Below are 26,324 nucleotides of genomic sequence, written 5' to 3'. Positions count from 1 at the left end.
TTTCCTTACGCTTTTTGAACACATCCTACTTTATATGTGGTGTCATTGACATTTTGTAGCGGTTCCAATATAATTTCACAGTATAAAATCGCCGTTACAGTAAGAGCAATGCAGCAGGGAGGGTTCTTATCCTCCTAGATTAGCATATAGTATGGTGTTTTCAATAAATGTATACGACAGGAGAATCGGTTGAGATGAGCGATAAAGAAGTCATCCTTACGCCGGACGGGCTAAAGCGTCTGGAAGATGAGCTGGAATTCCTCAAATCTGTGAAACGCCGCGAGGTTGCTGAACGGATTAAGGTAGCGATTGGCTACGGAGATATCAGTGAGAACTCGGAGTATGAAGACGCGAAGAATGAGCAGGCTTTTATCGAAGGACGCGTTATCACCTTGGAGAAGATGCTTCGCAACGCGCGCATCATTAATAGCGACGAGATCGTTACTGATGTGGTAAGTATCGGTGTTACTGTAAGTGTTGAAGATTTGGAATATGGTGACACTATGGAATACACGATCGTAGGTACAGCGGAGTCCGATCCACTGAATAATAAGATCTCCAACGAAAGTCCAGTAGGCAAAGCCATCATCGGCAAGAAAATAGGCACGATTGTTGACGTTAATACACCTGCAGGCGTTATTCAATATAAAATTCTCGATATCAGAATGAAGTAGTGTACAGATCTTATAGTCTGTAAATAGATGTGCTGCCGAATGTATAAGTAGTTTTGTTGTACGCAGGCAGATAAGGGAACATTGTTTGGGAAAGCTTCCTTAGGGAAGCTTTTTTTCAAAATATAAGGGATTTATATCTGCAAGGGGATGAATAGCATGACCGAGGAAATGAATAATGTGGAGAATGCAGAGAACGAACTTAGTGAGCTTTTGCAAATCCGCCGTGCCAAATTGGACGAGCTAAGAGGACTTGGTATCGATCCTTTCGGCAAAAAGTATGAGCGTACAGCTAACGCTGGCGACCTAGTATCGAAGTATGATGGACTTTCTAAAGAAGAATTGGACGAGCTATCTGTTGAAGTCAGCATAGCGGGTCGCATTATGGCAAAACGTGTTATGGGTAAAGCCAGTTTTGCGCATATCCAAGATCTCAGTGGAAGAATTCAGCTTTATGTTCGTCAAGACAGCATTCCTGAAACGCAATACGCAGCGTTCAATGTTCTCGATCTAGGAGACATCATCGGCGTTCGCGGAACAGTATTCAAAACCAAAACAGGCGAGACCTCCATCAAAGTGCATAATCTCGAAGTCTTGTCTAAGTCCTTGTTGCCGCTTCCTGAGAAATATCATGGTCTTAAAGATGTAGAGCTGCGGTATCGTCAGCGCTACGTTGATTTGATTATTAATCCGGAAGTTCAACAGACCTTTATTGCTCGTTCAAGAATCATTCAATCTATGCGTCGTTATTTGGATTCACTTGGCTATCTTGAAGTTGAGACACCTACACTTCATGCGATTGCCGGTGGAGCTGCAGCGCGTCCGTTCATTACTTACCACAACACGCTTGAAATGCAGCTTTATATGCGTATTGCTATTGAGCTTCATTTGAAACGTCTTATTGTTGGTGGACTGGAAAAAGTATACGAAATCGGTCGTGTATACCGTAATGAAGGAATTTCGACTCGTCACAATCCTGAGTTTACTATGATTGAGCTGTATGAAGCTTATGCTGATTACAAGGACATCATGAACCTTACGGAGAATATGATCGCTCATATTGCCCAAGAGGTATTAGGAACTCAACAAGTCGACTATCAAGGCAAGCCGGTAGATCTGTCACCAGGATGGCGTCGTGTAACTATGGTTGATGCCGTTAAAGAAGTAACCGGTGTTGATTTCAGTGTTCATATGACAGATGAGGAAGCACAGGCTCTGGCAAAAGAGCACCGTGTACCTGTAGAGAAGCACATGTCTTTCGGTCATATCCTTAATGCTTTCTTCGAGCAATTTGTAGAGGAAACTCTGATTCAGCCTACCTTTGTAATGGGACATCCGGTTGAAATCTCACCACTCGCGAAGAAAAACGATGAGGATCCACGCTTCACCGATCGTTTTGAATTGTTTATTGTGGGTCGTGAACATGCGAATGCATTTAGTGAATTGAATGATCCGATCGACCAGCGTCAACGCTTTGAAGCTCAAATCCAGGAGAAAGAGCAAGGTAATGACGAAGCCCATGAAATGGACGATGACTTTATCCGTGCTTTGGAATATGGTATGCCTCCTACAGGTGGACTGGGAATCGGTGTAGACCGTTTGATCATGTTGCTTACCAATTCTGCATCTATTCGTGACGTACTGCTGTTCCCGCATATGCGTAACCGTACAAACGAATAGTATTTATACAACAATGAGCACAGGGGAGCTGTCTAGCGGCGGTTCTCCTTGGCTACTGTTGATCAGAAGGTAAAGATTCTGATATCGTTATAAGGATATATAGCTTAATACTAATTTGTTTGAAAAAAAGTGTTGCAATGAATCTCTATACATGATATATTCTATTTCTGGCCGAGAAACACACATGCCGAGCTCGAAAAAGAAGTAAAAAAAGAGCTTGACATTAAACGGCTGAACATGATATAGTATAAGAGTTGCTGCTGAGACATTAAACGGCGCCAACGAGAACTTGATCTTTGAAAACTGAACAACGAGTGAGTAGGAAATCACGAAAGTGAAATCCAAAATTAGAGAATTAATTTTCTCGTCAGATGTTTCAAAATGAGCATATCGCTCTTTTCAATACTAATTGGAGAGTTTGATCCTGGCTCAGGACGAACGCTGGCGGCGTGCCTAATACATGCAAGTCGAGCGGAGTTATTTTGAAAGCTTGCTTTCAAAATAACTTAGCGGCGGACGGGTGAGTAACACGTAGGCAACCTGCCCCTTAGACTGGGATAACTACCGGAAACGGTAGCTAATACCGGATAATTTCTTTTTTCTCCTGAAGAAAGAATGAAAGACGGAGCAATCTGTCACTGAGGGATGGGCCTGCGGCGCATTAGCTAGTTGGTGGGGTAACGGCCCACCAAGGCGACGATGCGTAGCCGACCTGAGAGGGTGAACGGCCACACTGGGACTGAGACACGGCCCAGACTCCTACGGGAGGCAGCAGTAGGGAATCTTCCGCAATGGACGAAAGTCTGACGGAGCAACGCCGCGTGAGTGATGAAGGTTTTCGGATCGTAAAGCTCTGTTGCCAGGGAAGAACGTCCGGTAGAGTAACTGCTATCGGAGTGACGGTACCTGAGAAGAAAGCCCCGGCTAACTACGTGCCAGCAGCCGCGGTAATACGTAGGGGGCAAGCGTTGTCCGGAATTATTGGGCGTAAAGCGCGCGCAGGCGGTCATTTAAGTCTGGTGTTTAAACCTTGGGCTCAACCTGAGGTCGCACTGGAAACTGGGTGACTTGAGTACAGAAGAGGAAAGTGGAATTCCACGTGTAGCGGTGAAATGCGTAGATATGTGGAGGAACACCAGTGGCGAAGGCGACTTTCTGGGCTGTAACTGACGCTGAGGCGCGAAAGCGTGGGGAGCAAACAGGATTAGATACCCTGGTAGTCCACGCCGTAAACGATGAGTGCTAGGTGTTAGGGGTTTCGATACCCTTGGTGCCGAAGTTAACACAGTAAGCACTCCGCCTGGGGAGTACGGTCGCAAGACTGAAACTCAAAGGAATTGACGGGGACCCGCACAAGCAGTGGAGTATGTGGTTTAATTCGAAGCAACGCGAAGAACCTTACCAGGTCTTGACATCCCTCTGAATCCACTAGAGATAGTGGCGGCCTTCGGGACAGAGGAGACAGGTGGTGCATGGTTGTCGTCAGCTCGTGTCGTGAGATGTTGGGTTAAGTCCCGCAACGAGCGCAACCCTTAACTTTAGTTGCCAGCAGGTAATGCTGGGCACTCTAGAGTGACTGCCGGTGACAAACCGGAGGAAGGTGGGGATGACGTCAAATCATCATGCCCCTTATGACCTGGGCTACACACGTACTACAATGGCCGGTACAACGGGAAGCGAAGCCGCGAGGTGAAGCCAATCCCATCAAAGCCGGTCTCAGTTCGGATTGCAGGCTGCAACTCGCCTGCATGAAGTCGGAATTGCTAGTAATCGCGGATCAGCATGCCGCGGTGAATACGTTCCCGGGTCTTGTACACACCGCCCGTCACACCACGAGAGTTTACAACACCCGAAGTCGGTGGGGTAACCCGCAAGGGAGCCAGCCGCCGAAGGTGGGGTAGATGATTGGGGTGAAGTCGTAACAAGGTAGCCGTATCGGAAGGTGCGGCTGGATCACCTCCTTTCTATGGAGAATCGTCTTCTGCAATGAAGACATTCAAATCGGAAGTTAAGCTTCCACAACTCACTCGTTGCTCAGTTTTGAGAGTTTAAGCTCTCAGTAAGACTTGATCCTTGAAAACTGGATACCGAAACGAATTTGCGTTTTAGAACATCTTTTAGCAACTTGTGTAAACAAGTAAATGTTATTAGTGAGATGATTCCAAAGAGAATGTCATTGTATGATATTTTCCTGCGGAAAAATCAAGGTTAAGCTAATAAGAGCACACGGAGGATGCCTAGGCGCCAGGAGCCGACGAAGGACGTGGCGAACAACGAAACTGCCTCGGGGAGCTGTAAGCAAGCTTTGATCCGGGGGTGTCCGAATGGGGAAACCCAGCTGTGGTAATTCGCAGTTACTCATCTCTGAACACATAGGAGATGTAGAGGCAGACCAGGGGAACTGAAACATCTAAGTACCCTGAGGAAGAGAAAACAATAGTGATTCCGTCAGTAGCGGCGAGCGAACGCGGAACAGCCTAAACCTAAGAGCTTGCTCTTAGGGGTTGTGGGACGTCTCACATGGAGTTACAAAGGAATATGGTAGGTGAAGAGGTCTGGAAAGGCCCGCGATAGAGGTAAAAGCCCTGTAGCCTAAACTGTGTTCTCTCCGAGACGGATCCCGAGTAGTGCGGGGCACGTGAAACCCCGTATGAATCCAGCAGGACCATCTGCTAAGGCTAAATACTACCTGGCGACCGATAGTGAAACAGTACCGTGAGGGAAAGGTGAAAAGCACCCCGGAAGGGGAGTGAAATAGAACCTGAAACCGTGTGCTTACAAAAAGTCAGAGCCCTATTTATGGGTGATGGCGTGCCTTTTGTAGAATGAACCGGCGAGTTACGTTTAACATGCAAGGTTAAGTCGAGAAGACGGAGCCGCAGCGAAAGCGAGTCTGAATAGGGCGATTTAGTATGTGGACGTAGACCCGAAACCGTGTGATCTACCCCTGTCCAGGGTGAAGGTGCGGTAACACGCACTGGAGGCCCGAACCCACGCATGTTGAAAAATGCGGGGATGAGGTGGGGGTAGCGGAGAAATTCCAATCGAACTCGGAGATAGCTGGTTCTCCCCGAAATAGCTTTAGGGCTAGCCTCGGTATAAGAGTAGTGGAGGTAGAGCACTGATTGGGTGCGGGGTCCGCAAGGATTACCAAGCTCAGTCAAACTCCGAATGCCATATACTTATTGCCGGGAGTCAGACAGTGAGTGCTAAGATCCATTGTCAAAAGGGAAACAGCCCAGACCATCAGCTAAGGTCCCCAAGTGTGTGTTAAGTGGGAAAGGATGTGGAGTTGCACAGACAACCAGGATGTTGGCTTAGAAGCAGCCACCATTGAAAGAGTGCGTAATAGCTCACTGGTCGAGTGACTCTGCGCCGAAAATGTAACGGGGCTAAACACACCACCGAAGCTATGGCTAGATACGTATGTATCTGGGGTAGGGGAGCGTTGTATGTGGGTTGAAGGTGTACCGTAAGGAGCGCTGGACAGCATACAAGTGAGAATGCCGGTATGAGTAACGAAAAGATCAGTGAGAATCTGATCCGCCGAAAGCCCAAGGTTTCCTGAGGAAGGCTCGTCCGCTCAGGGTAAGTCGGGACCTAAGGCGAGGCCGAAAGGCGTAGTCGAAGGACAACAGTTTGAAATTACTGTACCACCGTAATCCGCTATGAGCGATGGGGTGACGCAGGAGGGTAGTGACGCGGACTGATGGATATGTCCGTCTAAGCAGTGAGGCTGATGTGTAGGCAAATCCGCACATCGTTAAGGCTGGGCTGTGATGGGGAGCGAAAATTACAGTAGCGAAGGTCATGATCTCACACTGCCAAGAAAAGCCTCTAGCCAGGAGAAGGTGCCCGTACCGCAAACCGACACAGGTAGGCGAGAAGAGAATTCTAAGGCGCGCGGAAGAACTCTCGTTAAGGAACTCGGCAAAATGACCCCGTAACTTCGGGAGAAGGGGTGCCCCGGTAGTGTGAATAGCACGAGGGGGCCGCAGTGAAAAGGCCCAAGCGACTGTTTAGCAAAAACACAGGTCTGTGCGAAGCCGCAAGGCGAAGTATACGGGCTGACGCCTGCCCGGTGCTGGAAGGTTAAGGGGAGTGGTTAGGGGTAACCCGAAGCTATGAACCGAAGCCCCAGTAAACGGCGGCCGTAACTATAACGGTCCTAAGGTAGCGAAATTCCTTGTCAGGTAAATTCTGACCCGCACGAATGGCGTAACGACTTGGGCGCTGTCTCAACGAGAGATCCGGTGAAATTTTAATACCTGTGAAGATGCAGGTTACCCGCGACAAGACGGAAAGACCCCATGGAGCTTTACTGCAGCTTGATATTGAATTTGGGTACGATCTGTACAGGATAGGTGGGAGCCGTAGAAATCGGAGCGCAAGCTTCGGTGGAGGCGCCGTTGGGATACCACCCTGATCGTATCTAGGTTCTAACCTAGTACCCTAATCGGGTACGGGGACCGTGTCAGGCGGGCAGTTTGACTGGGGCGGTCGCCTCCTAAAGAGTAACGGAGGCGTTCCAAGGTTCCCTCAGAATGGTTGGAAATCATTCGAAGAGTGCAAAGGCATAAGGGAGCTTGACTGCGAGACCTACAAGTCGAGCAGGGACGAAAGTCGGACTTAGTGATCCGGTGGTACCGCATGGAAGGGCCATCGCTCAACGGATAAAAGCTACCCTGGGGATAACAGGCTTATCTCCCCCAAGAGTCCACATCGACGGGGAGGTTTGGCACCTCGATGTCGGCTCATCGCATCCTGGGGCTGAAGTAGGTCCCAAGGGTTGGGCTGTTCGCCCATTAAAGCGGTACGCGAGCTGGGTTCAGAACGTCGTGAGACAGTTCGGTCCCTATCTGTCGTGGGCGCAGGAAATTTGAGAGGAGCTGTCCTTAGTACGAGAGGACCGGGATGGACGTACCGCTGGTGCACCAGTTGTTCCGCCAGGAGCATGGCTGGGTAGCTACGTACGGACGGGATAAGCGCTGAAAGCATCTAAGCGTGAAGCCCCCCTCAAGATGAGATTTCCCAATTAGTAAGACCCCTTGAAGACGACGAGGTAGATAGGTTGGAGGTGGAAGTGCAGTAATGCATGGAGCTGACCAATACTAATCGGTCGAGGGCTTATCCTATACTTAAGACGCAAATTCAATTCGGATTCAGTTTTCAGGCATCAAGCCTGTAACCAATAAGCTGCATGTTCTTTTGAAGGACTGATATTTTCGCAGCGATTTCGAGAAGCGGAAGCTTCGAAAAATCATGTTTGGTGGCGATAGCGGAGGGGTTCCACGCGTACCCATCCCGAACACGACCGTTAAGCCCTCCAGCGCCGATGGTACTTGGACCGAAGGGTCCTGGGAGAGTAGGACGTTGCCAAGCACGCAAGACCACTGTTGAGTAATCGACAGTGGTTTTTTTGTTGTATTATTGAAGAATTCATTAGGGTTTATTTTGAGATACTACATTAGAGATAGGTGTAAGCATTGGTGATGGGTATGGTGGATTGTATAATTTCACCTCTAAATGTCCACTCTGTGCGGACAATAGTCCAATAATTCGCTTACGTGGGAGTCGTTTTTTGAATACCTACTCTGATGATGTAATGTTCTTGACAGTCCAAATGCCCTTTGCTAAGATGGCAATAATATATTTTTGGATAAGCATCTCAAACCTAAATTGAAGACATGAACTTGTTCAACTTCCAGATGTACAGAGTTGTCTGTCGTGTATGGACTTAAAGTCGAAGGTTCTTCTTTTATAAAGTTTGTAGGCGGGTATAATTTAAAAACAACCGAGGAGGAATGACCCAGGTGTGGAAAGATAAGTTTGGTAAAGAAGGTCTGACTTTTGATGATGTGCTGCTGGTTCCGCGTAAATCTGAGGTACTGCCGAAGGAAGTAGATTTGACTACAGTTCTAAGTAAGAATGTGAAGTTGAACATCCCACTTATGAGTGCAGGTATGGACACAGTCACAGAAGCGGCTATGGCCATTGCTATTGCTCGTGAGGGTGGTATCGGGATTATTCACAAGAATATGCCTGTAGAGCAGCAAGCGGAAGAAGTGGATCGTGTAAAACGTTCCGAGAGCGGAGTTATTACTAACCCATTCTCTCTTTCAGCAGAACATCTGGTATCCGATGCTGAACTGCTGATGGGTAAATATCGTATTTCCGGAGTACCGATTGTAGACAATGACAACAAACTGGTCGGTATTCTAACTAATAGAGATTTACGTTTTATTCATGACTTTAATATTCCAATCAAAGAAGTTATGACACATGAGAATCTCGTGACTGCTGCTGTAGGTACGACACTTCAAGAAGCAGAAGGCATCTTACAACGTCATAAAATTGAGAAATTGCCGCTGGTGGACGAGAATAACGTTCTTAAGGGCCTAATCACAATTAAAGATATTGAGAAGGCGATTCAGTTCCCTAACGGAGCGAAAGATGCACAGGGTCGCTTACTGGTTGGAGCAGCTGTTGGTATCTCTAAAGATACATTCGAGCGTACTGCAGCGTTAGTGAAATCAGGTGTCGATTTGATCGTCGTCGATTCTGCACATGGTCACCACATTAATATTATTGAAGCGGTTCGCCAAATTCGTGAGTTGTATCCTGATCTTACGATTGTTGCTGGTAACGTGGCTACAGGTGAAGCAACCCGTGAACTTATTGAAGCTGGAGCTTCTGTAGTTAAAGTAGGTATTGGACCTGGATCTATCTGTACAACACGAGTTATCGCTGGTATCGGTGTTCCGCAGGTTACAGCCATTTATGATTGTGCAACGGTTGCTCGTGAGTACGGAGTTCCTATCATCGCTGACGGTGGAATCAAGTATTCCGGTGAAATCACTAAGGCTATTGCCGCTGGTGCTCATGCAGTAATGATGGGAAGTATGTTTGCGGGTACAGAAGAAAGCCCAGGAGAATCGGAGCTTTATCAAGGCCGTAAATTTAAAGTATATCGTGGTATGGGCAGTATGAGTGCCATGAAACAAGGTAGTAAGGATCGTTATTTCCAGGATGACGATAAGAAGCTTGTTCCTGAAGGAATTGAGGGTCGTATCGCTTTTAAAGGGCCTCTTTCGGATACCGTTCATCAATTGATTGGCGGACTGCGTTCGGGTATGGGCTACTGTGGGACCAAGTCACTCGAAGAACTTCGGAATGACACTTCTTTCATTCGCATCACAAGTGCTGGACTTCGCGAAAGCCATCCACATGATGTGCAAATTACGAAAGAAGCGCCAAATTATTCCGTGTAATGGACTAGAAAGACTATTTTTTGGACAGACAGGACTATTTCGTCCTGTCTGTCTTTTTTTGCGTGTACCCCTGTGTTAGAATAGAACAAGCTATTGATATGAGGTTTAAAGGAGAGTAGTAATCATTGAAGCACAAACAGAAATTTAACGGTAAGCAATTTATGATTAAGACAGTCACAGTAGGTCTACTTTTAAATATGTTAGTTTCCACTCCACTTCCGGCATTCGCTGAGGAAGGTACGACAACGACAATACAAGCTGGTACTGCAACTCAGACGACTCAGAAAGCAGTAAAGATCCCTTCTGTGGAATCACTGGGTCTAAATTTGAAATCAGCGGTTCTAATAGAACCAACAACAGGTGAAATTCTTTTATCTATGAATGCAGATGAGGCTTTGCCTCCAGCTAGTATGACTAAGATGATGACAGAGTATCTTGTAGCAGAAGCGGTGAAGACTGGACAGCTTTCATGGGATCAAAAAGTCATAGTAGGGGAAAATGCGTCTAAACAGGTTGGATCACGTATTTTTCTAGCGGAAAATGACGAGCATACGGTTGAAGAGCTGTACATAGCAATGGCTGTCGGATCTGCAAATGATGCTACAGTAGCTTTGGCAGAACTAGTTTCCGGATCAGAATTGGAATTCGTAGAGCTAATGAATCAGACTGCCCAGAAGATGGGGATGAAAACTGCCTATTTTGTTAATTCTACTGGATTAGACAAAGCTGACATGCCTAAGAAGTACCGCTCAACTGATAAGAAAGAAAACGTAATGTCAGCGATGGATGCTGCTATTCTTGCCAAATATATCGTTACTGATCATCCTGATTTTAATAGATTTACAACGGTTCAGTCGTATAAGTTCCGTGAACGTGATACCGCACCAATGATTAACTTTAACTGGATGTTGGAAGCTAACAAGAGTATCCAGAATTTTAAGGCTTATGCTTATGAGGGATTGGATGGTTTGAAAACAGGCCATACCGCTAGAGCAAAATATTGTTTTGCAGGTACAGCTGTTCGTGATGGCATGCGTCTGATAAGTGTAGTAATGGGGGCTAATACAGAGCCACACCGTTTTACAGAGACGAAGAAAGTACTTGATTTCGGATTTAATAATTTTGAAATCAAACAGGTCGTGGCCCCTAAAGCAGTGATAGCCGGCAACGAAACCGTGCCAGTTCTTAAAGGGAAAAATAAAAAGGTGTCTGTAGTTACGGATGAAGCTGTTTCGTTTATCGTCCCTAAGGGAACAACCTCCCCTCAAATTAAAACAACTGTTGAAATAAATGATCCAGCAACCTTAGTTGCTCCTATAGAACAATCTGCTAAAGTGGGTAAGGTTACTTATTCCTACCAAGTTGAAGGCATGTCTGATGTTCAGCAGAAGACAGTTAATCTGATTACTGCTGAAGAAGCGGAGAAAGCCGGTTGGTTCAGTTTATTCCTTAGAGCCATTGGAGATTTCTTCGGCGATTTATTTACAGGGATCAAGAACTTGTTCTAATGAATTTAGCATCGAAAATTGCGTTAAATCCGAGTAAGTGGATTGTATATTTCCCTTCATTGGGGTAAAATTACAAGTTAGATTAAGATAGATCATTCGGGGGGCTAGGACATGGAAACTGGAACATCGCGAGTTAAAAGAGGCATGGCAGAAATGCAAAAAGGCGGCGTCATTATGGACGTCATGAATGCAGAACAAGCAAAAATTGCTGAGGCTGCGGGTGCAGTAGCTGTTATGGCATTGGAACGCGTGCCTTCTGATATTCGCGCAGCTGGCGGTGTAGCACGGATGGCCGATCCTACAATTGTAGAAGAAGTTATCAAAGTGGTAAGTATCCCTGTTATGGCTAAGGCTCGTATTGGCCATTACGTAGAAGCAAAGGTTCTGGAATCCTTGGGTGTCGACTATTTGGATGAGAGTGAAGTTCTTACTCCTGCTGATGAAGTTTTCCATATTAATAAACGTGAGTTCACTGTTCCGTTCGTATGTGGAGCTAAAGACTTGGGTGAAGCCTTGAGACGTATTAACGAAGGTGCATCCATGATCCGTACGAAAGGTGAACCAGGAACAGGAAATATTGTTGAAGCAGTGCGTCATATGCGCTTTATCAATAGTCAAATCCGCAAAGTAACTAATTTGTCCAAGGATGAGCTATATAATGAAGCTAAGAACCTGGGAGTTCCTTACGAGCTACTGCTTGAAGTGCATGAGCTTGGTAAGCTGCCGGTTGTTAACTTTGCTGCTGGCGGTGTAGCAACTCCTGCCGATGCTGCCCTGATGATGCATCTAGGTGCGGATGGTGTGTTTGTAGGCTCAGGTATTTTTAAATCGGACAACCCTGAGAAATTTGCCCGTGCGATCGTTGAAGCCACTACACACTATACTGATTACAAACTGATTGCAGAAGTATCTAAGAACCTTGGCGCACCAATGAAGGGGATTGATATTGCAACTCTAACCCCGGCTGAACGTATGTCGGAGCGTGGCCGTTAATAGAGAGAAGGTTGCCCGGATGAAAATAGGAGTGCTGGCGCTTCAAGGCGCAGTTACGGAGCATATTGTTAGTATAGAGAAGACCGGAGCAGTGGGCGTACCTATCAAGCGAGTAGAGCAGCTTGAGGAGGTTGATGGCCTAATTATTCCTGGTGGTGAGAGTACAACGATCGGTAAACTGATGCGAAAATATGGCTTCATCGAAGCCATACGTGATTTCTCCAATCAGGGCAAGCCGATTTTTGGAACATGCGCGGGTATGATTGTTCTGGCCAAACAAATTGCCGGCGGCGAACCAGGGCATTTGGAGCTAATGGATATTACGGTGGCTCGGAATGCATTCGGTCGTCAACGGGAAAGCTTTGAATGTGATCTGGAGGTTAAAGGAATTGATGAGCCGGTTCGTGCTGTTTTTATACGTGCACCGCTTATCAACGAGGTAGGCCCCGGTGTAGAAGTGCTTACAGTCTATAATGATGAGATTGTAACTGCACGGGAGGGTAACCTGCTGGTGTCTTCTTTTCATCCAGAATTGACCGATGATTTCAGACTGCATCAATATTTTGCTGATATGGTAGAGGCTACTAGGCAAGTGCAACAACAGAATCGCATATAAGAACATCCTGACTCTTTCAAAGCTGTAAGCAGCAATTTGAAAGAGTTTAGGCTGTTTTCAGGAGGGAAACTTTGTGTTAGACGTAAAAGTATTACGCAGTGATTACGCTCGAGTTGAACAAGCCTTAGAGAAACGGGGTAAATCACTGGATTTAATTGCTGATTTTCCACAACTTGATCTACGCAGACGTGAATTACTGCAAGAAACAGAAGGTCTTAAGAACCGTCGTAATACGGTTTCTGGTGAAGTAGCGAAGAAGAAGAAGAATGGTGAGCCAGCAGATGACCTAATTGCAGAAATGCGTACGGTATCTGACCGAATTAAAGAGCTTGATGACGAAGTGCGTGAATTGGAAGTTCAGATTGCTGAACTTACTATGAGTATTCCGAATATTCCTCATGATTCAGTTCCAGTTGGTAAATCTGAGGATGATAACGTTGAATTGCGTCGCTGGTCGGAGCCAAAAGAATTCGGATTTACTCCGAAATCACATTGGGAGCTTGCGCAGCAGCTCGATATTATTGATTTTGAAGCTGCAGCGAAGGTTACGGGATCTCGGTTTGTTTTTTATAAAGGACTGGGAGCACGTTTAGAGCGGGCGCTTATAAACTTTATGATGGATCTGCACAGTGGTGAGCATAACTATGAAGAAATGCTGCCGCCTTACATTGTGAATAAAGACAGCTTGTACGGAACGGGGCAACTTCCTAAGTTTGAGGAAGATCTGTTTAAGTTACGTGACACTGAATACTATTTGATTCCTACAGCGGAAGTACCTGTGACCAACTACTATCGCGAAGAGATTTTGACAGCAGCAGATCTACCTAAGTATCATGTAGCATACAGCTCTTGTTTCCGTTCTGAGGCGGGTTCAGCTGGCCGTGATACTCGCGGTCTGATCCGTCAGCATCAATTCAACAAGGTAGAGCTGGTGAAGCTTACTACACCTGAATCCTCTTATGAGGAGTTAGAAAAAATGACAGCAGATGCTGAGCGTGTGCTGCAGCTTCTTGGATTGCCATATCGCGTACTTGGGCTATGTACAGCTGATATGGGCTTTACATCGGCTAAGACGTACGATTTGGAAGTATGGCTGCCTGAGAGTGGAATGTACCGTGAGATCTCTTCTTGCTCAAATACGGAGGACTTCCAAGCGCGTCGGGCAAATATTCGTTTCCGTAAAGATCCGAAATCCAAACCTGAATTTGTTCATACACTGAACGGATCGGCTTTGGCTGTTGGGCGTACTGTTGCAGCAATTCTTGAGAATTATCAGCAAGAGGATGGTAGTGTTCTGATTCCGGAATGTCTACAACCGTATATGCGCAATGTAAAATCGATCCAACCTAAAACTATTTAAGAAAATAGTTGCTTTTTCTTCGCACCATATGGTACAATTACTAATGCATGTGAAATTTATATGCATTTGGAGAGGTACCGAAGCGGTCATAACGGGGCGGTCTTGAAAACCGTTAGGGTGCAAGCCCACATGGGTTCGAATCCCATCCTCTCCGCCATTCCTTTATGAACTTTAAGAAATAAGCAGATAGAAACCGTCTCCTTTGGAGGCGGTTTTTTTGTTGTGCTTGAACTGGTACAGTTTTAGTTATTGTTTGATGAACCTAGTTCCATTGAGAATAAAAAGATTGATTTCTCCGCAATGTATTAGAGAAGGAGGATGATCATAATTATGGACAGACAATTGGAAGTAGATCAGCATAATCTTGTCTCGGCCTGGCAAGAACGCCTGCCTGCGTTAATGGAGGATGGGGACAGTTTCAATGTACTAGCGGATGATGGTGATCCGAATAGTCTGCTTATTCATTTTAATGCAGCAGGACGTCAAGGGTACTCACTTGATTTTCGTTGCAGGTATGTAGATAGCAGGGAGGTCGCTGTTGATCTGCTTGATGTGGAGCAGAGTGGAATTCATATTGATGAGCATAGTGATGCAGTACAGCTATTAGCACAGCAGTATTCACGGCAAATTCACGAATGTGCTCAGGCTCTACAGAATATAACTAATCCTTAGGAGGAATGAACAATGTCAAAGCCAAAAAGTATTCCAGTTCCAGGGGCACAGCCCAACGATGGCCAGCGTAGAAAGGAGCATAATTCTTCTGCACCAGAACCACTTTCTGGCTCTAAAAAGGTGAAGCAGGCTAATCATGTAGACCATCATAATCCGCAAGGATAACAAATAAAAACAATAAGAATTATAAAGAAGTGTTTCTTGATTTTTACAAATAGTTTATGATAAGTGGGGGAGATTTTTTTTACATGGGAGAGGAGAAAAATAATGAACAAAAAATGGGGCTTATCGGCCGCGGCACTGTTGCTTACAGCAGCAGTAATTCTGCCAGGATGTGCAAGTAAACAGGAGGCGCCAAAAGAGGCCTTAAAATCAGCCGCGTCAAAAGCGACTACGATGTCTTCATATGAGATGAAGAGTAAATTCTCGATCAATGATCTAACCATCGAGACTGCTGATGCTGAATCTGCTGCAATGACCACACAGGTACTCAGCATGCTCAAGAATGCTGATATTACCGTCGACGGGGTTTATCAGGCTGATCCAATGCAGACAGAGCTAACTATGGTTCTGAATCTCAAGGGCGATATGAGCATGAGCTTCAATGTCCCTATGGTGATGACCACTGAGAAGTTGTATGTTAAGATTCCATCGATTCCGTTCTTCCCGATTCCGGAGACAATCGTTAACAAGTTTGTAGAGGTGGATCTGAAGGCGTTGGCAGAGCAAGAGGGTGCTGAGTTTAATCCAAGCTCTCTGGATACGCAGAAAATGCAAAAGTTCTCTAATGAAGTGATGGACACTGTACTAGCTGAATATGATGAAGGTAAGTATTTCAAAGAGCTTAGTCCAAAGGAAGCAAATTTACCAGAAGGTGTTGAAGCTAAACAAGTCGTTCAGTTCCAAGTGACAAACGATAATGTTAAAGAAGCAATCACCATCTTTGTGAATAATGCCCTGCCTAAAATCATTGATATTGTGAGCAAGGAAGAATACAAGGATATGCTGCAGATTAATGATGCTGATCTGGCTAAGGCTAAAGAAGAGATCACATCAAGTGAAACTAGAACTGAATTCGATAAGAGTTTGGCGGATCTTGATAAGTATCTTACAATTAATCAGTTCCACTACAATACAGCGATCAATAAAGACGGATTCCCTGTGTATCAGGATTTATTGATGGACATTAAAGTAAATGATCCGGAAGATGGCACGAACGTAGCCTTCTCTGTAAACGGAACAGGTCAATATGGCAAGATTAACGAGAAGCCAGAGTTCAAGATTGGCATTCCTCAGGGCGATGATGTAATTACAATGGATCAACTAGAGGAGCAATTCGGTAGCTTGGGGACTTATTAATAAGAAGTTACGAGAGAAAGACCCGCATGTTGCGTATGATATACGCCCATGCGGGTCTTTTTTTATTAGAAGAATAAGATTTTTAATCCTGAACGAGTCAGTAGAAAGTTATTTGTGTTCATCCGGCAGCATATCTTCGGCTAATATTGCATAGGTTTGATGATCCTGCCACTGGCCGTTTATTTTGAGATACCGGCGGGCGATACCTTCAGGTTTAAATCCGCTCTTCTCCAGCACCCTCCGAGAAGCCTCGTTATGCAATAAGATGGCTGCTTGAATCCTATGAAGACCTAAGGCTCGAAAAGCGTAGCCGAGAACTAATCCGACCGCAGCAGTCATGTAACCTTTTGCCTGCATCCGATGATCCATTAAATAGCCTAAATCAGCATACTGAGCTACACCTCTTGAGACATTAGATAGCGTGATTTGACCTATTAGTTGTCCATCAAGCAGATAGACACCGAACATATAGGCTTTGTCCTCCTGAGCATCCACCAGACGCTGTTTGATGATCCGTTGTTGACTCTCCAAAGTGTAGAATTGCTCATCGCGTTTTGGTTCAAATGGTTCATGTGTTAACCGATTATTCAAACGCAGCTCCAGTAATTTCTCTGTATCCTTTAGCTCTAGAGGAGAAATATAGATACCATGTGAGGTATGATATAAAGTAAGGGTCATTTCAGGTCTCTCCTTTTTTAAATATAAGAAAGTATAAGTTTAGCACCTATACTTTATGTTTTATATTTCTCGCTTAAACGCTTACCGTCTTTATAAGGACGCCGAAGGCGTTTATGCTTGTTTCGATGGTTTTTGACGTAAACGACGAAAGAATGAGGTCAGTAGGTCTGCACATTCTTCTTGTAAAATCCCCTGAATCACTTCGGTGCGATGGTTAAAACGCGGTTCTTCAAGCAAATTCATGAGGGTCCCAGCACATCCAGCCTTAGGATCAGGAGTGCCATATACAGTGAGGGGTACTCTTGATTGTACAATCGCTCCCGCACACATAGGACAAGGCTCTAAAGTAACATACAGCTGGCAATCCAGCAGTCGCCATGAGTTCATGACATTGCTGGCCTCACGAATGGCAACCATTTCTGCATGAGCTGTAGAATCCATTGTAGTTTCTCTTAAATTGTATCCACGTCCGATAATTTCACCATGCCGTACGATGACCGCCCCAATGGGAACCTCCCCTAATGCTTCAGCCTTGCGGGCTTCTGCTATCGCCTGCCTCATCCAGTGTTCATGAACCGCTCGCATATCATCTAGCGATTCACCTGCTTTAATATTCAAGATCATCTTCCCTTCCTTTATATCCATTGTACAACGAACAAATATTCGTTCTTAACAAAATGTGCATAACTCTGTGGATAACCGCCTACTTATACACATTTTTGTACACATCGTTTTATAATAAAATGTTTATATGTGCATAAGCTGTGGATGGTTTCATAAAATATAAGAAAGTATAAGTTTCACGCTATACTTTGTCCTTATATTTCGCGCTTAAATGCTCCCCGTCCGTATAAGGACGCCGAAGGCATTTATACTTGTATATTGTAGAGAAAGACCTTTTGAATTTCAATATTTCTTGAATTGGAACGCTACATTGAAATGTCTTTTCAAATGTGAGGGCAAAAGGTATGATGTTTATTGTAGGCCCCGCAAGGATTTACCAGTGGATAAGAGGTGAACAAACAGTTTGTCCATAAAGACAAAACTATCTGCTATTATTTTTGGGGCGGTGTTGCTAATTTTAGCACTGAACCTGACATTTAACCTTTATGCCGCCCAAAATAATCTACGGAATGAAAGTATTAATAATATGCAACTAACCGCTATGCAAATGGCCGTTTCTGTAGAACAAAGTAACTATAGCTCTAACTATGTAGAATATCAAATTGCGCATAATTTAAGGATGGCGGCTATCTTTGCCTCCGAGGAGCTGGACCCCGACTATAGGAATGTGACGAATGAAGAACTTAAGGCCCTAACTTCCAAGGTGGGCGTGTCTAATATTTCAATTCTGGTAAAGACTGATAACGATATTGTAATAGCGAGGTCTTCGCTACCTAGTGATATTGGGGTGTCCACAAAGGACTGGGGGTACTGGTATCTGGCCTTTTTGGAGTTGTTCGATAATCAGGAGGTATCCGTGGGTCAGGGGCAGGCCATGGACCATTTTTGGTCAGGCCCTTTTGATTATTCAACCTACAATCTCGATTTCATTGAAAAGTGGGGATATTACCATGATGAAGAGAGCAACTACATCATAAATCCTGTTATTCTCAATACTGCAGCCAGCGACTATGTCAAGATTACCAATCCCGATCAAATCGCAGCGCAGACTAAAGAAGCTAATCCAGGGATCTTAGAACTCACAGGATTTAACCCAGTAACATTTGGTTCAGCAAGTATGAAGGCTGATGGAACTGACACATTGAATAAGAATCTTGGTAACCGTCCCATTAAGTACGGCACCTATACTTATGGTAATGTGGAGCAGGATAGAACAGCGATTCTATTGGCTCAGGAGAAGCAGAAGCCGGTTACACTGGAGACGAAAGTGCTTGGAAAAAGAGTGCTCAAAAGCTTCATCCCTATCCAATCTCCTGGACTGAAAGCTTATGTGATTGGAGTCGTTTTGGATTACTCCGTGATTTCATCTGTGGTTCACGAACAATTAATTAATAATCTGACAACTTCACTGTTATTACTTACATTATTCTTGTTATGTAGTTACATACTGTCTGGATTTGTTACTCGTCCTATTCAGGCGATACTTGCCAAAGTAAACGATGTAGCCAAAGGGAAATTCGAGCCTCCACTTAAGGTAACTAGCCGGGATGAGTTAGGGCAACTGGCACTACGAATCAACGCTATGACGGCTCATCTCATGCAGCGCACTAATCGACTCAAACAGACACTGGAAGAGAACCGAGCGGTTAAGGAGCATTTGGAATCGGTCATTAATGGAACCTCTGATGCGATACATACCATCGATATGGACGGCCGAATTACTAGTACGAACAGAGCCTTCGAAGAGCTGTATGGATGGAGTGCCAAAGAGGTGCTAGGGAATAAGCCTTACCTTGTGCCTGCGACAGCGCTTAAGCAGGAGGAAGAGCGGCTTGATGCGTTAAAGAGTGGTGCCGTTCTACCACCAATTGAAACGGTAAGACTTAAACGTGATGGAACAATTGTTGAAGTTAGTGTTAGTACCTCAGTGATTCGTGATGAAGACGGGTATCCACATTCCTTTATTCACGTCTCACGTGATATGACAGAACGTAACCGAATGGAGGAACTGCTTAGACGCTCTGAGAAGCTGACTACAGTTGGCCAATTAGCCGCGGGAGTAGCTCATGAGATTCGTAATCCTCTTACGACGCTAAAAGGATTTCTGCAGCTTCAACAAGAAAAGCAGATTTTGGTCCCCCTCCATATTGAACTGATGTTGTCCGAGCTCGAGCGGATTAATCTGATCGTAAGTGAATTTTTGATTTTGGCCAAGCCTCAAGCTGTTCATTTCCAGGAAAAAGATGTGCGGGATATCCTTGGTGATGTGGTTTCTCTATTAGACAGTCAAGCTCATTTGTTTGGGATTCAGTTTAGTGCGACATTCTCTGAATATCCATCCACCGTACATTGTGAAGTGAACCAGCTAAAGCAGGTGTTTATTAACATCGTCAAAAATGCTATTGAAGCTATGCCTGATGGTGGTGTGATTTCAATGGAGTTAAGAAATACCTTGGATTCTGTCTTCATTCTTATTTCAGATCAAGGCGAAGGAATCCCTAAGGATATGCTGCCTAAGCTGGGTGAGCCCTTCTTCACCAATAAGGAGTCGGGAACAGGCTTAGGGCTAATGATTAGCCAACGTATTATTCAGGCTCATAAGGGTCATTTGGAAATACAAAGTGAAGTGGGTCAAGGGACAACTGTTATGATCAAGCTGCCTGCAGCTGGTACGGATACCCCTTGGCTTAATATTAAGGATGAACGGAGTGAAGGACAACGTGAGAATTAATAAATTCATCAGTGAGACAGGGTACTGTTCACGCCGTGAAGCAGATAAGCTGGTGGAAGGTGGTAGAGTTACGATCAACGGACAACCTGCTGTGCTTGGCAGTCAGGCCGTTCCAGGCGATGATGTAAGAATAGATGGTGTTGCACTTGAAACATCAAGCCAGACGGTTTACATTGCGTTAAACAAGCCAGTGGGTATCACTTCAACTACAGAGCAGCATATTAAGGGGAATATTGTTGATTTTGTAGGTCATCATGAGCGAATCTTCCCGATTGGGCGACTCGATAAGGATTCAGAAGGATTGATTTTGCTTACCAACGATGGGGACATCGTTAACAAGATTTTACGGTCCGAAGGTCGGCATGAAAAAGAGTATGTTGTTACTGTAGACAGACCGATTACGCCATCATTTATTACCGGGATGTCCAGCGGCGTAAAGATATTAGGTGAGAAGACGCTACCTTGTGAGGTCACTCGTATTACAGAGCGTGTATTCCGTATTATTTTGACGGAAGGTAAGAATCGTCAGATCCGTCGTATGTGCAGCGCTTTTGGCTACGAGGTTAGAAAGCTTCAACGCATTCGGATTATGAATATTCGTCTAGGGGCATTACAAACAGGAGAATGGCGTGAGCTGTCTGCTGAAGAGAAGCAAGAACTTGGAGCTACACTGAACTACGAACTTCTATAACCTAGAAGAGCCTAGATTTGAATACAATGTATCAAAAAAGAGCTGTTCCATCGGTCTAAGACCTTGGGACAGCTCTTTATGCTTGTAATAGGATAACCATTATTCATCGGAAGGAGCAATACCTGAGAACTCTTTGGTTTCTTGATATTTACGAATAATGGATACTTCAACCCGGCGGTTCTTACTTCGTCCAACAGCTGTAGTATTTTCAGAAATGGGGTGGTATTCCCCGTATCCAATCGCACTAAATTTCCGTGGATTCAGGTTCGTATTTGTTAGCAAAATCTTCATGAACTGAAGGGCGCGATCGGCGCTCAGGTCCCAGTTGGAAGAATAGTCGCTATTAGAGATAGGGATATTATCGGTATGTCCTTGCACGACTACATCATAATCCGGGAATTGCTGCAGCATGGTTGAGATGGACTTTGCTAATTGTCGAGAATCATCTTTAACTACTGCCTGTCCGGATGCGAACAACGCGTTATCACTTATCGTAATCATAAGCTGGGATTGATTGAGCTTAGTACTGAGTAGATCGGTAAGGCCGTTCTTGCTGATATATTGATCAAACTGCTTCTTAAGCTTCTCTAAATCCTCTTGTTCCTTTTGCCGCAGCTTAGCCATTTCTGTTTGTTCATTTTTCTTGGTTACTGATTTATCCATTTGATCATTTTTTCCTAAATCCTCTTGACTCTTAGATGGCATTGCCGCCCGCTCTTCAAGAACACCTGTACCGCCATTAAGAGCAGAACTGAAGGCTTGACTCATCTCTTCGAATTTTTTGGCATCCGTTGCACTCATAGAATACATTACGATGAACAAGGCTACCAGAAGGGTCATAAGATCAGAATAAGGCAGTAGCCACGATTCATCGGCGTGTTCTTCATGCTCTTCGTGTCGTCTAGTCTTTTTGCTCACCCGATCCACTCTCCTTCTCATCATTTAACTTAGCTCGTTCCGAAGGTGTCAGGAAGACAGCAAGCTTCTGATTGATGGCAATAGTGGATACACCGGATTGTATGGACAAAAGACCTTCGACCATCATCATTCGAACTTCAATTTCACGTTTGGAAAGTCGTTTTAGCTTATTGGCAATAGGATGCCATAATACGTAACCTGTAAAGATACCGAGTAGTGTTGCGATGAAGGCAGCCCCGATTGCTGCAGCCAATTTGTTCATATCACTCATATCAGCCAGAGCGGCTATAAGTCCGATAACGGCCCCGAGTACGCCAAGTGTAGGAGCATACATACCTGCTTGTGAGAAAATGAGTGCGCCTGCTTTATGTCTATCCTCTGTGGCGTGGATGTCCTCCATGAGAACATCGCGGACAAAATCCTGATCATTTCCATCAATAATCATCCGCATGCCATTTCTGAGGAAGTTATCTTCTATTTCATCGACTTTCGACTCAAGAGCCAGCAGACCTTCACGCCGTGTAATAGAAGCCCACTCCATGAACATAGTAATTAATTCGGATTTACTGATTAATTTCTTTTTGACAAAAATCATTTTAAACAGACTTGGAATCTTCTTGACCTCCGAGAACGGAAAGGCCATAAAGATGGAAGCTGCCGTACCCACTAAGATAATAACGTAAGCAGCAGGTGTGGCTAAAGCGTGAAGAGGAGCGTGCTTGAGGATCATACCCCAAATAACTGCAACTAGACCAAAAATTAAACCAAGTATTGTTGAAATTTCCATTATGCACCTCGTCCATGAGATTTTAAGATGTGTTCCGACAAAGCCGCGTATATCATCCTTGAAACAGCGGCAAGGCACTCTGTTCGAAACCGAATAACGTATATTCTTATTTATCGACATCATTCCGTTTTTTGTGAAGTCATTTTTTCGGCTATAATGGATAAGGTAAGTAATTATTCATCTGTGGAGAAAACGGAGTGATACATGTGGGTGTAAAGCATGGTAGAGATTACGGTGAAATCCTAACGGATTTGACTGAGGCTGTCGGAAGAATTTCCGATGGGTACTTATTTTTTGAAATGGATCCGGAAGAGTGGCAAGAATTGCCGCAGGAATCCAAGATGGAGGTATGGGAGGCACTGGCTGAGGATCTTTTCTTCGCGCTGGGTAATGAACCTATGATTGAGGTGGGGAGCGGCGTTATCATCTACGATAAGGACACTCACCGCATTAATATTTTAGTCGGAGAAGAGGATTTAGCCTCTGTTGTTTTGATTTAAGAAGAGGCGGCGGCGGGGCGTAATTTGCCCGTAGTTAGTAGCCCGTGTTAAAATTGGTGTAGCCGAGTTATAATCGCTGGGATTCTTGAATACATTTAATCGAAAATATTGCCTTTATCCTGGCACATCCCTTGGACCTCAGAAGCTAAGGGATGTTTTGTTTAACGAATAAGACGAGTAAAGGGACCTGCGGATTTTACTGCAATTTTTAGTAAGGGAGGAAACGAATTGTTATTTACCGAAGAAGAACTGCGTGAGCAGATCAGCAAGCTGGAAGGTTGGAAGCTGGAAGAGAATACCATGGTGCGAAAATATATGTTCAGCCAATATATGAAGGGTATTGCTTTCGTTGATGAAGTAGCCACCATTTCAGAAGCCTTTGATCACCATCCACATATTACGATTGATTATAAGATAGTGACTTTACGACTGAAATCAAATGAGGAAGACGGTATTACAGCTCTAGATATTCGAGAGGCACATGAATTTAATGAAGCCTTTGAGAAAAATCGTTAGTGTCACCTAAACTCATAAATAAACGCCCGTGCGCAGATAGTGAACTATCTTCTGGCACGGGCGTTTTTAGTTGCTTAGGTAGTAGTTACTGTTACTTTTTCTCTGAGAGCCAGAGGGCGACGTTTGCAATCTCCTCAGGGGCTAGCTTTTCTTTAAAGGAAGGCATTTGACCTCGTCCTTTAGTGACGATACTGTAGATTTCTTCAGCATCATGCTGACCGCCTTCATTTTGAAGACTGGGTCCAACTCCACCTTGAAGCTGATCGCCGTGACAGGTGATACAGCTGGCTTTCACGGTTGCTTCGGCCTTTGCCGCATCCAATTGGACTTCCGGCATCGTCGGCTTATTCTGTTCAGCTACCTCTTCTTTACCTGGAAGTGTAAACATAAGTACTACCGCAAAGGCACAGGCGGCAAAAAACAAACCGCTCATGATCCATTTCTGCATCCCAGTTCGTCCCTTCTATGTAAGCTGCTCCCTACATTATAGCTCAAGGTGAAGCGTTATCATAGGGTTTGTGACAAAAAAATGAACGATAATGCCATCAAATCATTGAAAAATATGGAATTTAATATTATTTATCATAGACCATGCAATAAAAAGGTTTGTTTCCTGTGGGGGTTAGGCGTTCATACGTATCGGTAATCGTAAATCCACACTTTTGGTAAGTTCGGATCGCCCGCTGGTTCCAGGTCAATACCTCTAGATCAATCTCACGCTCAGGATAACGAAGCAAGGCTGCTTGCACGATTGCATCCATGAATATTTTTCCTAGACCTTGACCGCATAGATCAGGGCGCATACCAATCCCCAAGCGAACAACACCTTCCATTGGAAACAACTGCGCGAATCCACACAAAATCCCTTGCCCATTTAATATGGAGACATATTGCTCATTCCGTAGCTGCGGGTCACCGAACTCGATTCCAAGAGCCTGCATTTGCTCCCACGGCATCCAGCCGTAAATATTATAAGGGGCAGTGTAATCCCAGTTGCAAATCTCTTCCGCGTGACTGGTCTCCATAGGCGCTACATGAAAAGTAACAGAGGGATTTATCATAAGGTCAAGGACCTCCTTTCACGGGGGGGGACTTAAAATGTCTTATATTTCTAGCTTAAAATACTTATGGTCCTTATAAGGACATCGAAGGCGTTTATGCTTGTAACTAATTATATACAAAAAGAGGCATGGTCGACTCAGAAATTTATGAAGATTATTGTTTTACAAATTCTGAGAGGGGTAAATACTAAATAAGACAAAAAACAAGCTCTTCCCCAAGAATCAACATCTTGGAAAAGAGCCTATGTACGATTTACTTATTGAACATCATCATTATCTTCTGTCTCAGAAGCAACAGAATGATAAGCATCTGTGCTCATAATTCGTTTAGCACCGATGTAGCGTTTCACGTAGTAGCTATCACTCAGGGAGCTAATCGTTACACCGCGTGAGGAAGATGCGTGTGCAAACTTGCCTTCACCGACATAAATACCGACATGGGAGACACCCTTACCACTTGTATTGAAGAATACAAGATCTCCAGATCTTAAATCATCTTGGGAGATAGCAGTACCCATTTGATACTGGGAACCTGATTGGTGTGGTAGGTTTATACCAATTTTATCAAATACATACATTGTAAATCCGGAGCAATCAAATCCATTTGTGGAGATGCCGCCGGATACGTACTTAGTTCCGATGGTCTTGTCGATCACTTTATCCATTTTGGAATCCGCGAAAGCGCTTCCTGCTCCGATGGTGAAAATAATGGAAAAGCTAAGTACTGCTGCTGCTAGCTTCTTCTTCAAAAGTTTATACCCCTTCCGGATGCCTACGAGGTTAGCTTAAGGGTTCGGTTGAAGGTCCCCTATGACCCCTCTAAAAATGGAGGTCAATTCACCCAAAGTTGGTTCCCCCGTTTTCCTAATAGTTAGGAAACTCGGCTGATACTGTTGATTAGGAATAGCTTGTAATCAATACATGACAAAACCTTTGTAAATAACAACTTAATGATTACAAAAATGTTACTAAAATCTTACTGCAGTTATTGTAACAAACAGAGTGCCGCTTGGCAATCGTTTTTAACATAATCATGCAGAAAAATTCGTTTTTTTAAAGACAAAATGCATATGTAAGCGATAATATTAAACTAATTTTTATATTTATTGAAATTTTTATCAAATAAAAGTGTTTAAAGTCCGTTCTAGAGGTGTAAAGAATATAATAAGGCAAAAGAAAACCTGGATTCGATTAAGTGAATAATCAAACCCAGGTCTATATAATGTAATTGTGAGGTTATAGTTGTGGGGAAGTATTAATCGTAGGCTATAGCTTGATATGAGGAAGTACTCATTACTCTTTTAGCACCAACGTAGCGATTGGCCCAGTAGGACTGGCTAAGTGAAGTGATGGTCACGCCATATGAAGATGATGATTGTGCGAATTTTCCGTTTCCAACATAAATGCCGACATGGGATACGCCGTTGCCCAATGTGTTAAAGAAAACTAGGTCACCTGAACGCAATTTGCTTTTGGCTACAGGAGTTCCGACATTATATTGAGCTTTTGAAGTACGGGGCAAAGAAAGACCCACCTTCTTGAATACATACGTAGTAAATCCAGAACAGTCAAACCCGGCAGTGCTAGTGCCTCCGGTTTTATAGGCAACTCCAATTGTCTTTGAAATAACACTGTCCATCTTAGAATCTGCAAAGGCACTTCCTCCACCAATAGAGAACGCCATCACA

At 44.4% G+C, this 26,324-nt stretch carries 22 protein-coding genes, 1 tRNA gene, 3 rRNA genes and 1 riboswitch; of the genes, 18 read left to right on the top strand and 8 right to left on the bottom strand.

Going from position 1 to position 26,324, the window contains the following annotated elements:
* Positions 1-194: 194 nt before the first annotated feature.
* The 14 genes from greA (at position 195) to MKX60_RS03460 (ending at position 16,130) form a co-directional block, all read left to right on the top strand.
* On the top strand, positions 195-674 hold the full coding sequence (gene greA, locus MKX60_RS03525; protein WP_042183910.1) for a transcription elongation factor GreA: 480 nt from the start codon (positions 195-197) through the stop codon (positions 672-674).
* Positions 675-830: 156 nt separating this feature from the next.
* Positions 831-2,351, top strand: a complete 1,521-nt coding sequence (gene lysS / locus MKX60_RS03520) for a lysine--tRNA ligase (RefSeq protein WP_179085871.1) — start codon at positions 831-833, stop codon at positions 2,349-2,351.
* A gap of 406 nt (positions 2,352-2,757) precedes the next feature.
* Positions 2,758-4,315 (top strand): 16S ribosomal RNA (locus tag MKX60_RS03515).
* A gap of 242 nt (positions 4,316-4,557) precedes the next feature.
* A 23S ribosomal RNA gene (locus MKX60_RS03510) occupies positions 4,558-7,486 on the top strand.
* Between the two features lie 130 nt (positions 7,487-7,616).
* Positions 7,617-7,733, top strand: a 5S ribosomal RNA gene (gene rrf / locus MKX60_RS03505).
* The 16S, 23S and 5S rRNA genes sit together here, the layout of an rRNA operon.
* Before the next feature lie 431 nt (positions 7,734-8,164).
* The gene (guaB, locus tag MKX60_RS03500) at positions 8,165-9,622 is read left to right on the top strand and encodes an IMP dehydrogenase (protein WP_042183912.1); all 1,458 of its coding nucleotides are present in this window, start codon (positions 8,165-8,167) and stop codon (positions 9,620-9,622) included.
* Positions 9,623-9,783: 161 nt separating this feature from the next.
* Positions 9,784-11,130 (top strand): D-alanyl-D-alanine carboxypeptidase family protein, encoded by a 1,347-nt coding sequence (locus tag MKX60_RS03495; protein WP_076301057.1) that lies wholly within the window; start codon positions 9,784-9,786, stop codon positions 11,128-11,130.
* A 111-nt stretch (positions 11,131-11,241) separates the two neighbouring features.
* On the top strand, positions 11,242-12,123 hold the full coding sequence (gene pdxS, locus MKX60_RS03490; protein ID WP_042123186.1) for a pyridoxal 5'-phosphate synthase lyase subunit PdxS: 882 nt from the start codon (positions 11,242-11,244) through the stop codon (positions 12,121-12,123).
* 19 nt (positions 12,124-12,142) lie between these two features.
* Positions 12,143-12,739 (top strand): pyridoxal 5'-phosphate synthase glutaminase subunit PdxT, encoded by a 597-nt coding sequence (gene pdxT / locus MKX60_RS03485; protein WP_076286886.1) that lies wholly within the window; start codon positions 12,143-12,145, stop codon positions 12,737-12,739.
* Positions 12,740-12,812: 73 nt separating this feature from the next.
* Positions 12,813-14,099 (top strand): serine--tRNA ligase, encoded by a 1,287-nt coding sequence (gene serS, locus MKX60_RS03480; RefSeq protein WP_076301054.1) that lies wholly within the window; start codon positions 12,813-12,815, stop codon positions 14,097-14,099.
* A gap of 68 nt (positions 14,100-14,167) precedes the next feature.
* A tRNA-Ser gene (locus MKX60_RS03475) sits at positions 14,168-14,256 on the top strand.
* Between the two features lie 173 nt (positions 14,257-14,429).
* Entirely contained in the window at positions 14,430-14,771 is a 342-nt protein-coding gene (locus MKX60_RS03470; protein WP_042183934.1) for a hypothetical protein, read from the top strand.
* Between the two features lie 12 nt (positions 14,772-14,783).
* Complete coding sequence (locus tag MKX60_RS03465) at positions 14,784-14,936, top strand: small acid-soluble spore protein P (protein ID WP_042183936.1); 153 nt, start codon at positions 14,784-14,786, stop codon at positions 14,934-14,936.
* Positions 14,937-15,038: 102 nt separating this feature from the next.
* Positions 15,039-16,130 (top strand): hypothetical protein, encoded by a 1,092-nt coding sequence (locus tag MKX60_RS03460; protein ID WP_076301053.1) that lies wholly within the window; start codon positions 15,039-15,041, stop codon positions 16,128-16,130.
* A gap of 108 nt (positions 16,131-16,238) precedes the next feature.
* Here MKX60_RS03460 and MKX60_RS03455 read toward each other — a convergent pair whose 3' ends face one another.
* Together MKX60_RS03455 and tadA are read right to left on the bottom strand one after the other, a co-directional pair.
* A complete protein-coding gene (locus MKX60_RS03455) occupies positions 16,239-16,808 on the bottom strand; it encodes a GNAT family N-acetyltransferase (protein WP_341059082.1) in 570 nt (189 codons plus the stop codon).
* 111 nt (positions 16,809-16,919) lie between these two features.
* Complete coding sequence (gene tadA / locus MKX60_RS03450) at positions 16,920-17,393, bottom strand: tRNA adenosine(34) deaminase TadA (protein WP_218641875.1); 474 nt, start codon at positions 17,391-17,393, stop codon at positions 16,920-16,922.
* 442 nt (positions 17,394-17,835) lie between these two features.
* Here tadA and MKX60_RS03445 point away from each other — a divergent pair, with 442 nt between their 5' ends.
* Positions 17,836-20,163, top strand: a complete 2,328-nt coding sequence (locus MKX60_RS03445; RefSeq protein WP_149647697.1) for a sensor histidine kinase — start codon at positions 17,836-17,838, stop codon at positions 20,161-20,163.
* Positions 20,153-20,854, top strand: coding sequence for a 23S rRNA pseudouridine(2604) synthase RluF (gene rluF / locus MKX60_RS03440; protein WP_076286905.1), 702 nt, complete (start codon positions 20,153-20,155; stop codon positions 20,852-20,854). The genes MKX60_RS03445 and rluF overlap by 11 nt, the downstream gene beginning before the upstream one ends.
* 99 nt (positions 20,855-20,953) lie before the next feature.
* Here the strand turns inward: rluF and motB are convergent, their stop codons facing one another.
* Both motB and motA read right to left on the bottom strand, forming a co-directional pair.
* Complete coding sequence (gene motB / locus MKX60_RS03435; RefSeq protein WP_042183946.1) at positions 20,954-21,772, bottom strand: flagellar motor protein MotB; 819 nt, start codon at positions 21,770-21,772, stop codon at positions 20,954-20,956.
* Positions 21,756-22,559, bottom strand: a complete 804-nt coding sequence (motA, locus tag MKX60_RS03430) for a flagellar motor stator protein MotA (RefSeq protein ID WP_076286892.1) — start codon at positions 22,557-22,559, stop codon at positions 21,756-21,758. Before motA ends, motB begins: the two co-directional genes overlap by 17 nt.
* 206 nt (positions 22,560-22,765) lie before the next feature.
* Between motA and MKX60_RS03425 the strand changes: the two genes are divergently transcribed.
* Entirely contained in the window at positions 22,766-23,059 is a 294-nt protein-coding gene (locus tag MKX60_RS03425; protein ID WP_042131745.1) for a hypothetical protein, read from the top strand.
* A gap of 228 nt (positions 23,060-23,287) precedes the next feature.
* Positions 23,288-23,575, top strand: coding sequence for a 4a-hydroxytetrahydrobiopterin dehydratase (locus MKX60_RS03420; RefSeq protein ID WP_149647696.1), 288 nt, complete (start codon positions 23,288-23,290; stop codon positions 23,573-23,575).
* A 91-nt stretch (positions 23,576-23,666) separates the two neighbouring features.
* Here the strand turns inward: MKX60_RS03420 and MKX60_RS03415 are convergent, their stop codons facing one another.
* The 4 genes from MKX60_RS03415 to MKX60_RS03400 form a co-directional block, all read right to left on the bottom strand.
* The gene (locus MKX60_RS03415; protein WP_042183950.1) at positions 23,667-24,023 is read right to left on the bottom strand and encodes a c-type cytochrome; all 357 of its coding nucleotides are present in this window, start codon (positions 24,021-24,023) and stop codon (positions 23,667-23,669) included.
* A 127-nt stretch (positions 24,024-24,150) separates the two neighbouring features.
* Positions 24,151-24,636 carry a GNAT family N-acetyltransferase gene (locus tag MKX60_RS03410; RefSeq protein ID WP_076286894.1) on the bottom strand — a complete coding sequence of 162 codons (486 nt, stop codon included), beginning with the start codon at positions 24,634-24,636 and terminating at the stop codon, positions 24,151-24,153.
* 257 nt (positions 24,637-24,893) lie between these two features.
* Positions 24,894-25,385 carry a C40 family peptidase gene (locus MKX60_RS03405; protein WP_042183954.1) on the bottom strand — a complete coding sequence of 164 codons (492 nt, stop codon included), beginning with the start codon at positions 25,383-25,385 and terminating at the stop codon, positions 24,894-24,896.
* A 5-nt stretch (positions 25,386-25,390) separates the two neighbouring features.
* Positions 25,391-25,532: riboswitch (cyclic di-AMP (ydaO/yuaA leader) on the bottom strand.
* Between the two features lie 359 nt (positions 25,533-25,891).
* Complete coding sequence (locus MKX60_RS03400; protein ID WP_042193080.1) at positions 25,892-26,320, bottom strand: C40 family peptidase; 429 nt, start codon at positions 26,318-26,320, stop codon at positions 25,892-25,894.
* Positions 26,321-26,324: the final 4 nt, after the last annotated feature.

It is taken from the genome of Paenibacillus sp. FSL R5-0914 (assembly GCF_038004525.1).
Taxonomy (GTDB): Bacteria; Bacillota; Bacilli; order Paenibacillales; family Paenibacillaceae; genus Paenibacillus_AQ.
Note: the sequence above shows the minus strand (reverse complement) of the source record. Positions and strands in the feature narration are given on the sequence as shown.

What these genes read in the sequence shown, in the direction of transcription:
- greA (WP_042183910.1), top strand. Translation starts at nt 195, where the DNA reads ATGAGCGATAAAGAAGTCATCCTTACGCCGGACGGGCTAAAGCGTCTG.
- lysS (WP_179085871.1), top strand. Translation starts at nt 831, where the DNA reads ATGACCGAGGAAATGAATAATGTGGAGAATGCAGAGAACGAACTTAGT.
- MKX60_RS03495 (WP_076301057.1), top strand. Translation starts at nt 9,784, where the DNA reads ATGATTAAGACAGTCACAGTAGGTCTACTTTTAAATATGTTAGTTTCC.
- pdxS (WP_042123186.1), top strand. Translation starts at nt 11,242, where the DNA reads ATGGAAACTGGAACATCGCGAGTTAAAAGAGGCATGGCAGAAATGCAA.
- pdxT (WP_076286886.1), top strand. Translation starts at nt 12,143, where the DNA reads ATGAAAATAGGAGTGCTGGCGCTTCAAGGCGCAGTTACGGAGCATATT.
- MKX60_RS03470 (WP_042183934.1), top strand. Translation starts at nt 14,430, where the DNA reads ATGGACAGACAATTGGAAGTAGATCAGCATAATCTTGTCTCGGCCTGG.
- MKX60_RS03465 (WP_042183936.1), top strand. Translation starts at nt 14,784, where the DNA reads ATGTCAAAGCCAAAAAGTATTCCAGTTCCAGGGGCACAGCCCAACGAT.
- MKX60_RS03460 (WP_076301053.1), top strand. Translation starts at nt 15,039, where the DNA reads ATGAACAAAAAATGGGGCTTATCGGCCGCGGCACTGTTGCTTACAGCA.
- MKX60_RS03455 (WP_341059082.1), bottom strand. Translation starts at nt 16,808, where the DNA reads ATGACCCTTACTTTATATCATACCTCACATGGTATCTATATTTCTCCT.
- tadA (WP_218641875.1), bottom strand. Translation starts at nt 17,393, where the DNA reads ATGCGAGCGGTTCATGAACACTGGATGAGGCAGGCGATAGCAGAAGCC.
- motA (WP_076286892.1), bottom strand. Translation starts at nt 22,559, where the DNA reads ATGGAAATTTCAACAATACTTGGTTTAATTTTTGGTCTAGTTGCAGTT.
- MKX60_RS03415 (WP_042183950.1), bottom strand. Translation starts at nt 24,023, where the DNA reads ATGCAGAAATGGATCATGAGCGGTTTGTTTTTTGCCGCCTGTGCCTTT.
- MKX60_RS03410 (WP_076286894.1), bottom strand. Translation starts at nt 24,636, where the DNA reads ATGATAAATCCCTCTGTTACTTTTCATGTAGCGCCTATGGAGACCAGT.
- MKX60_RS03400 (WP_042193080.1), bottom strand. Translation starts at nt 26,320, where the DNA reads ATGGCGTTCTCTATTGGTGGAGGAAGTGCCTTTGCAGATTCTAAGATG.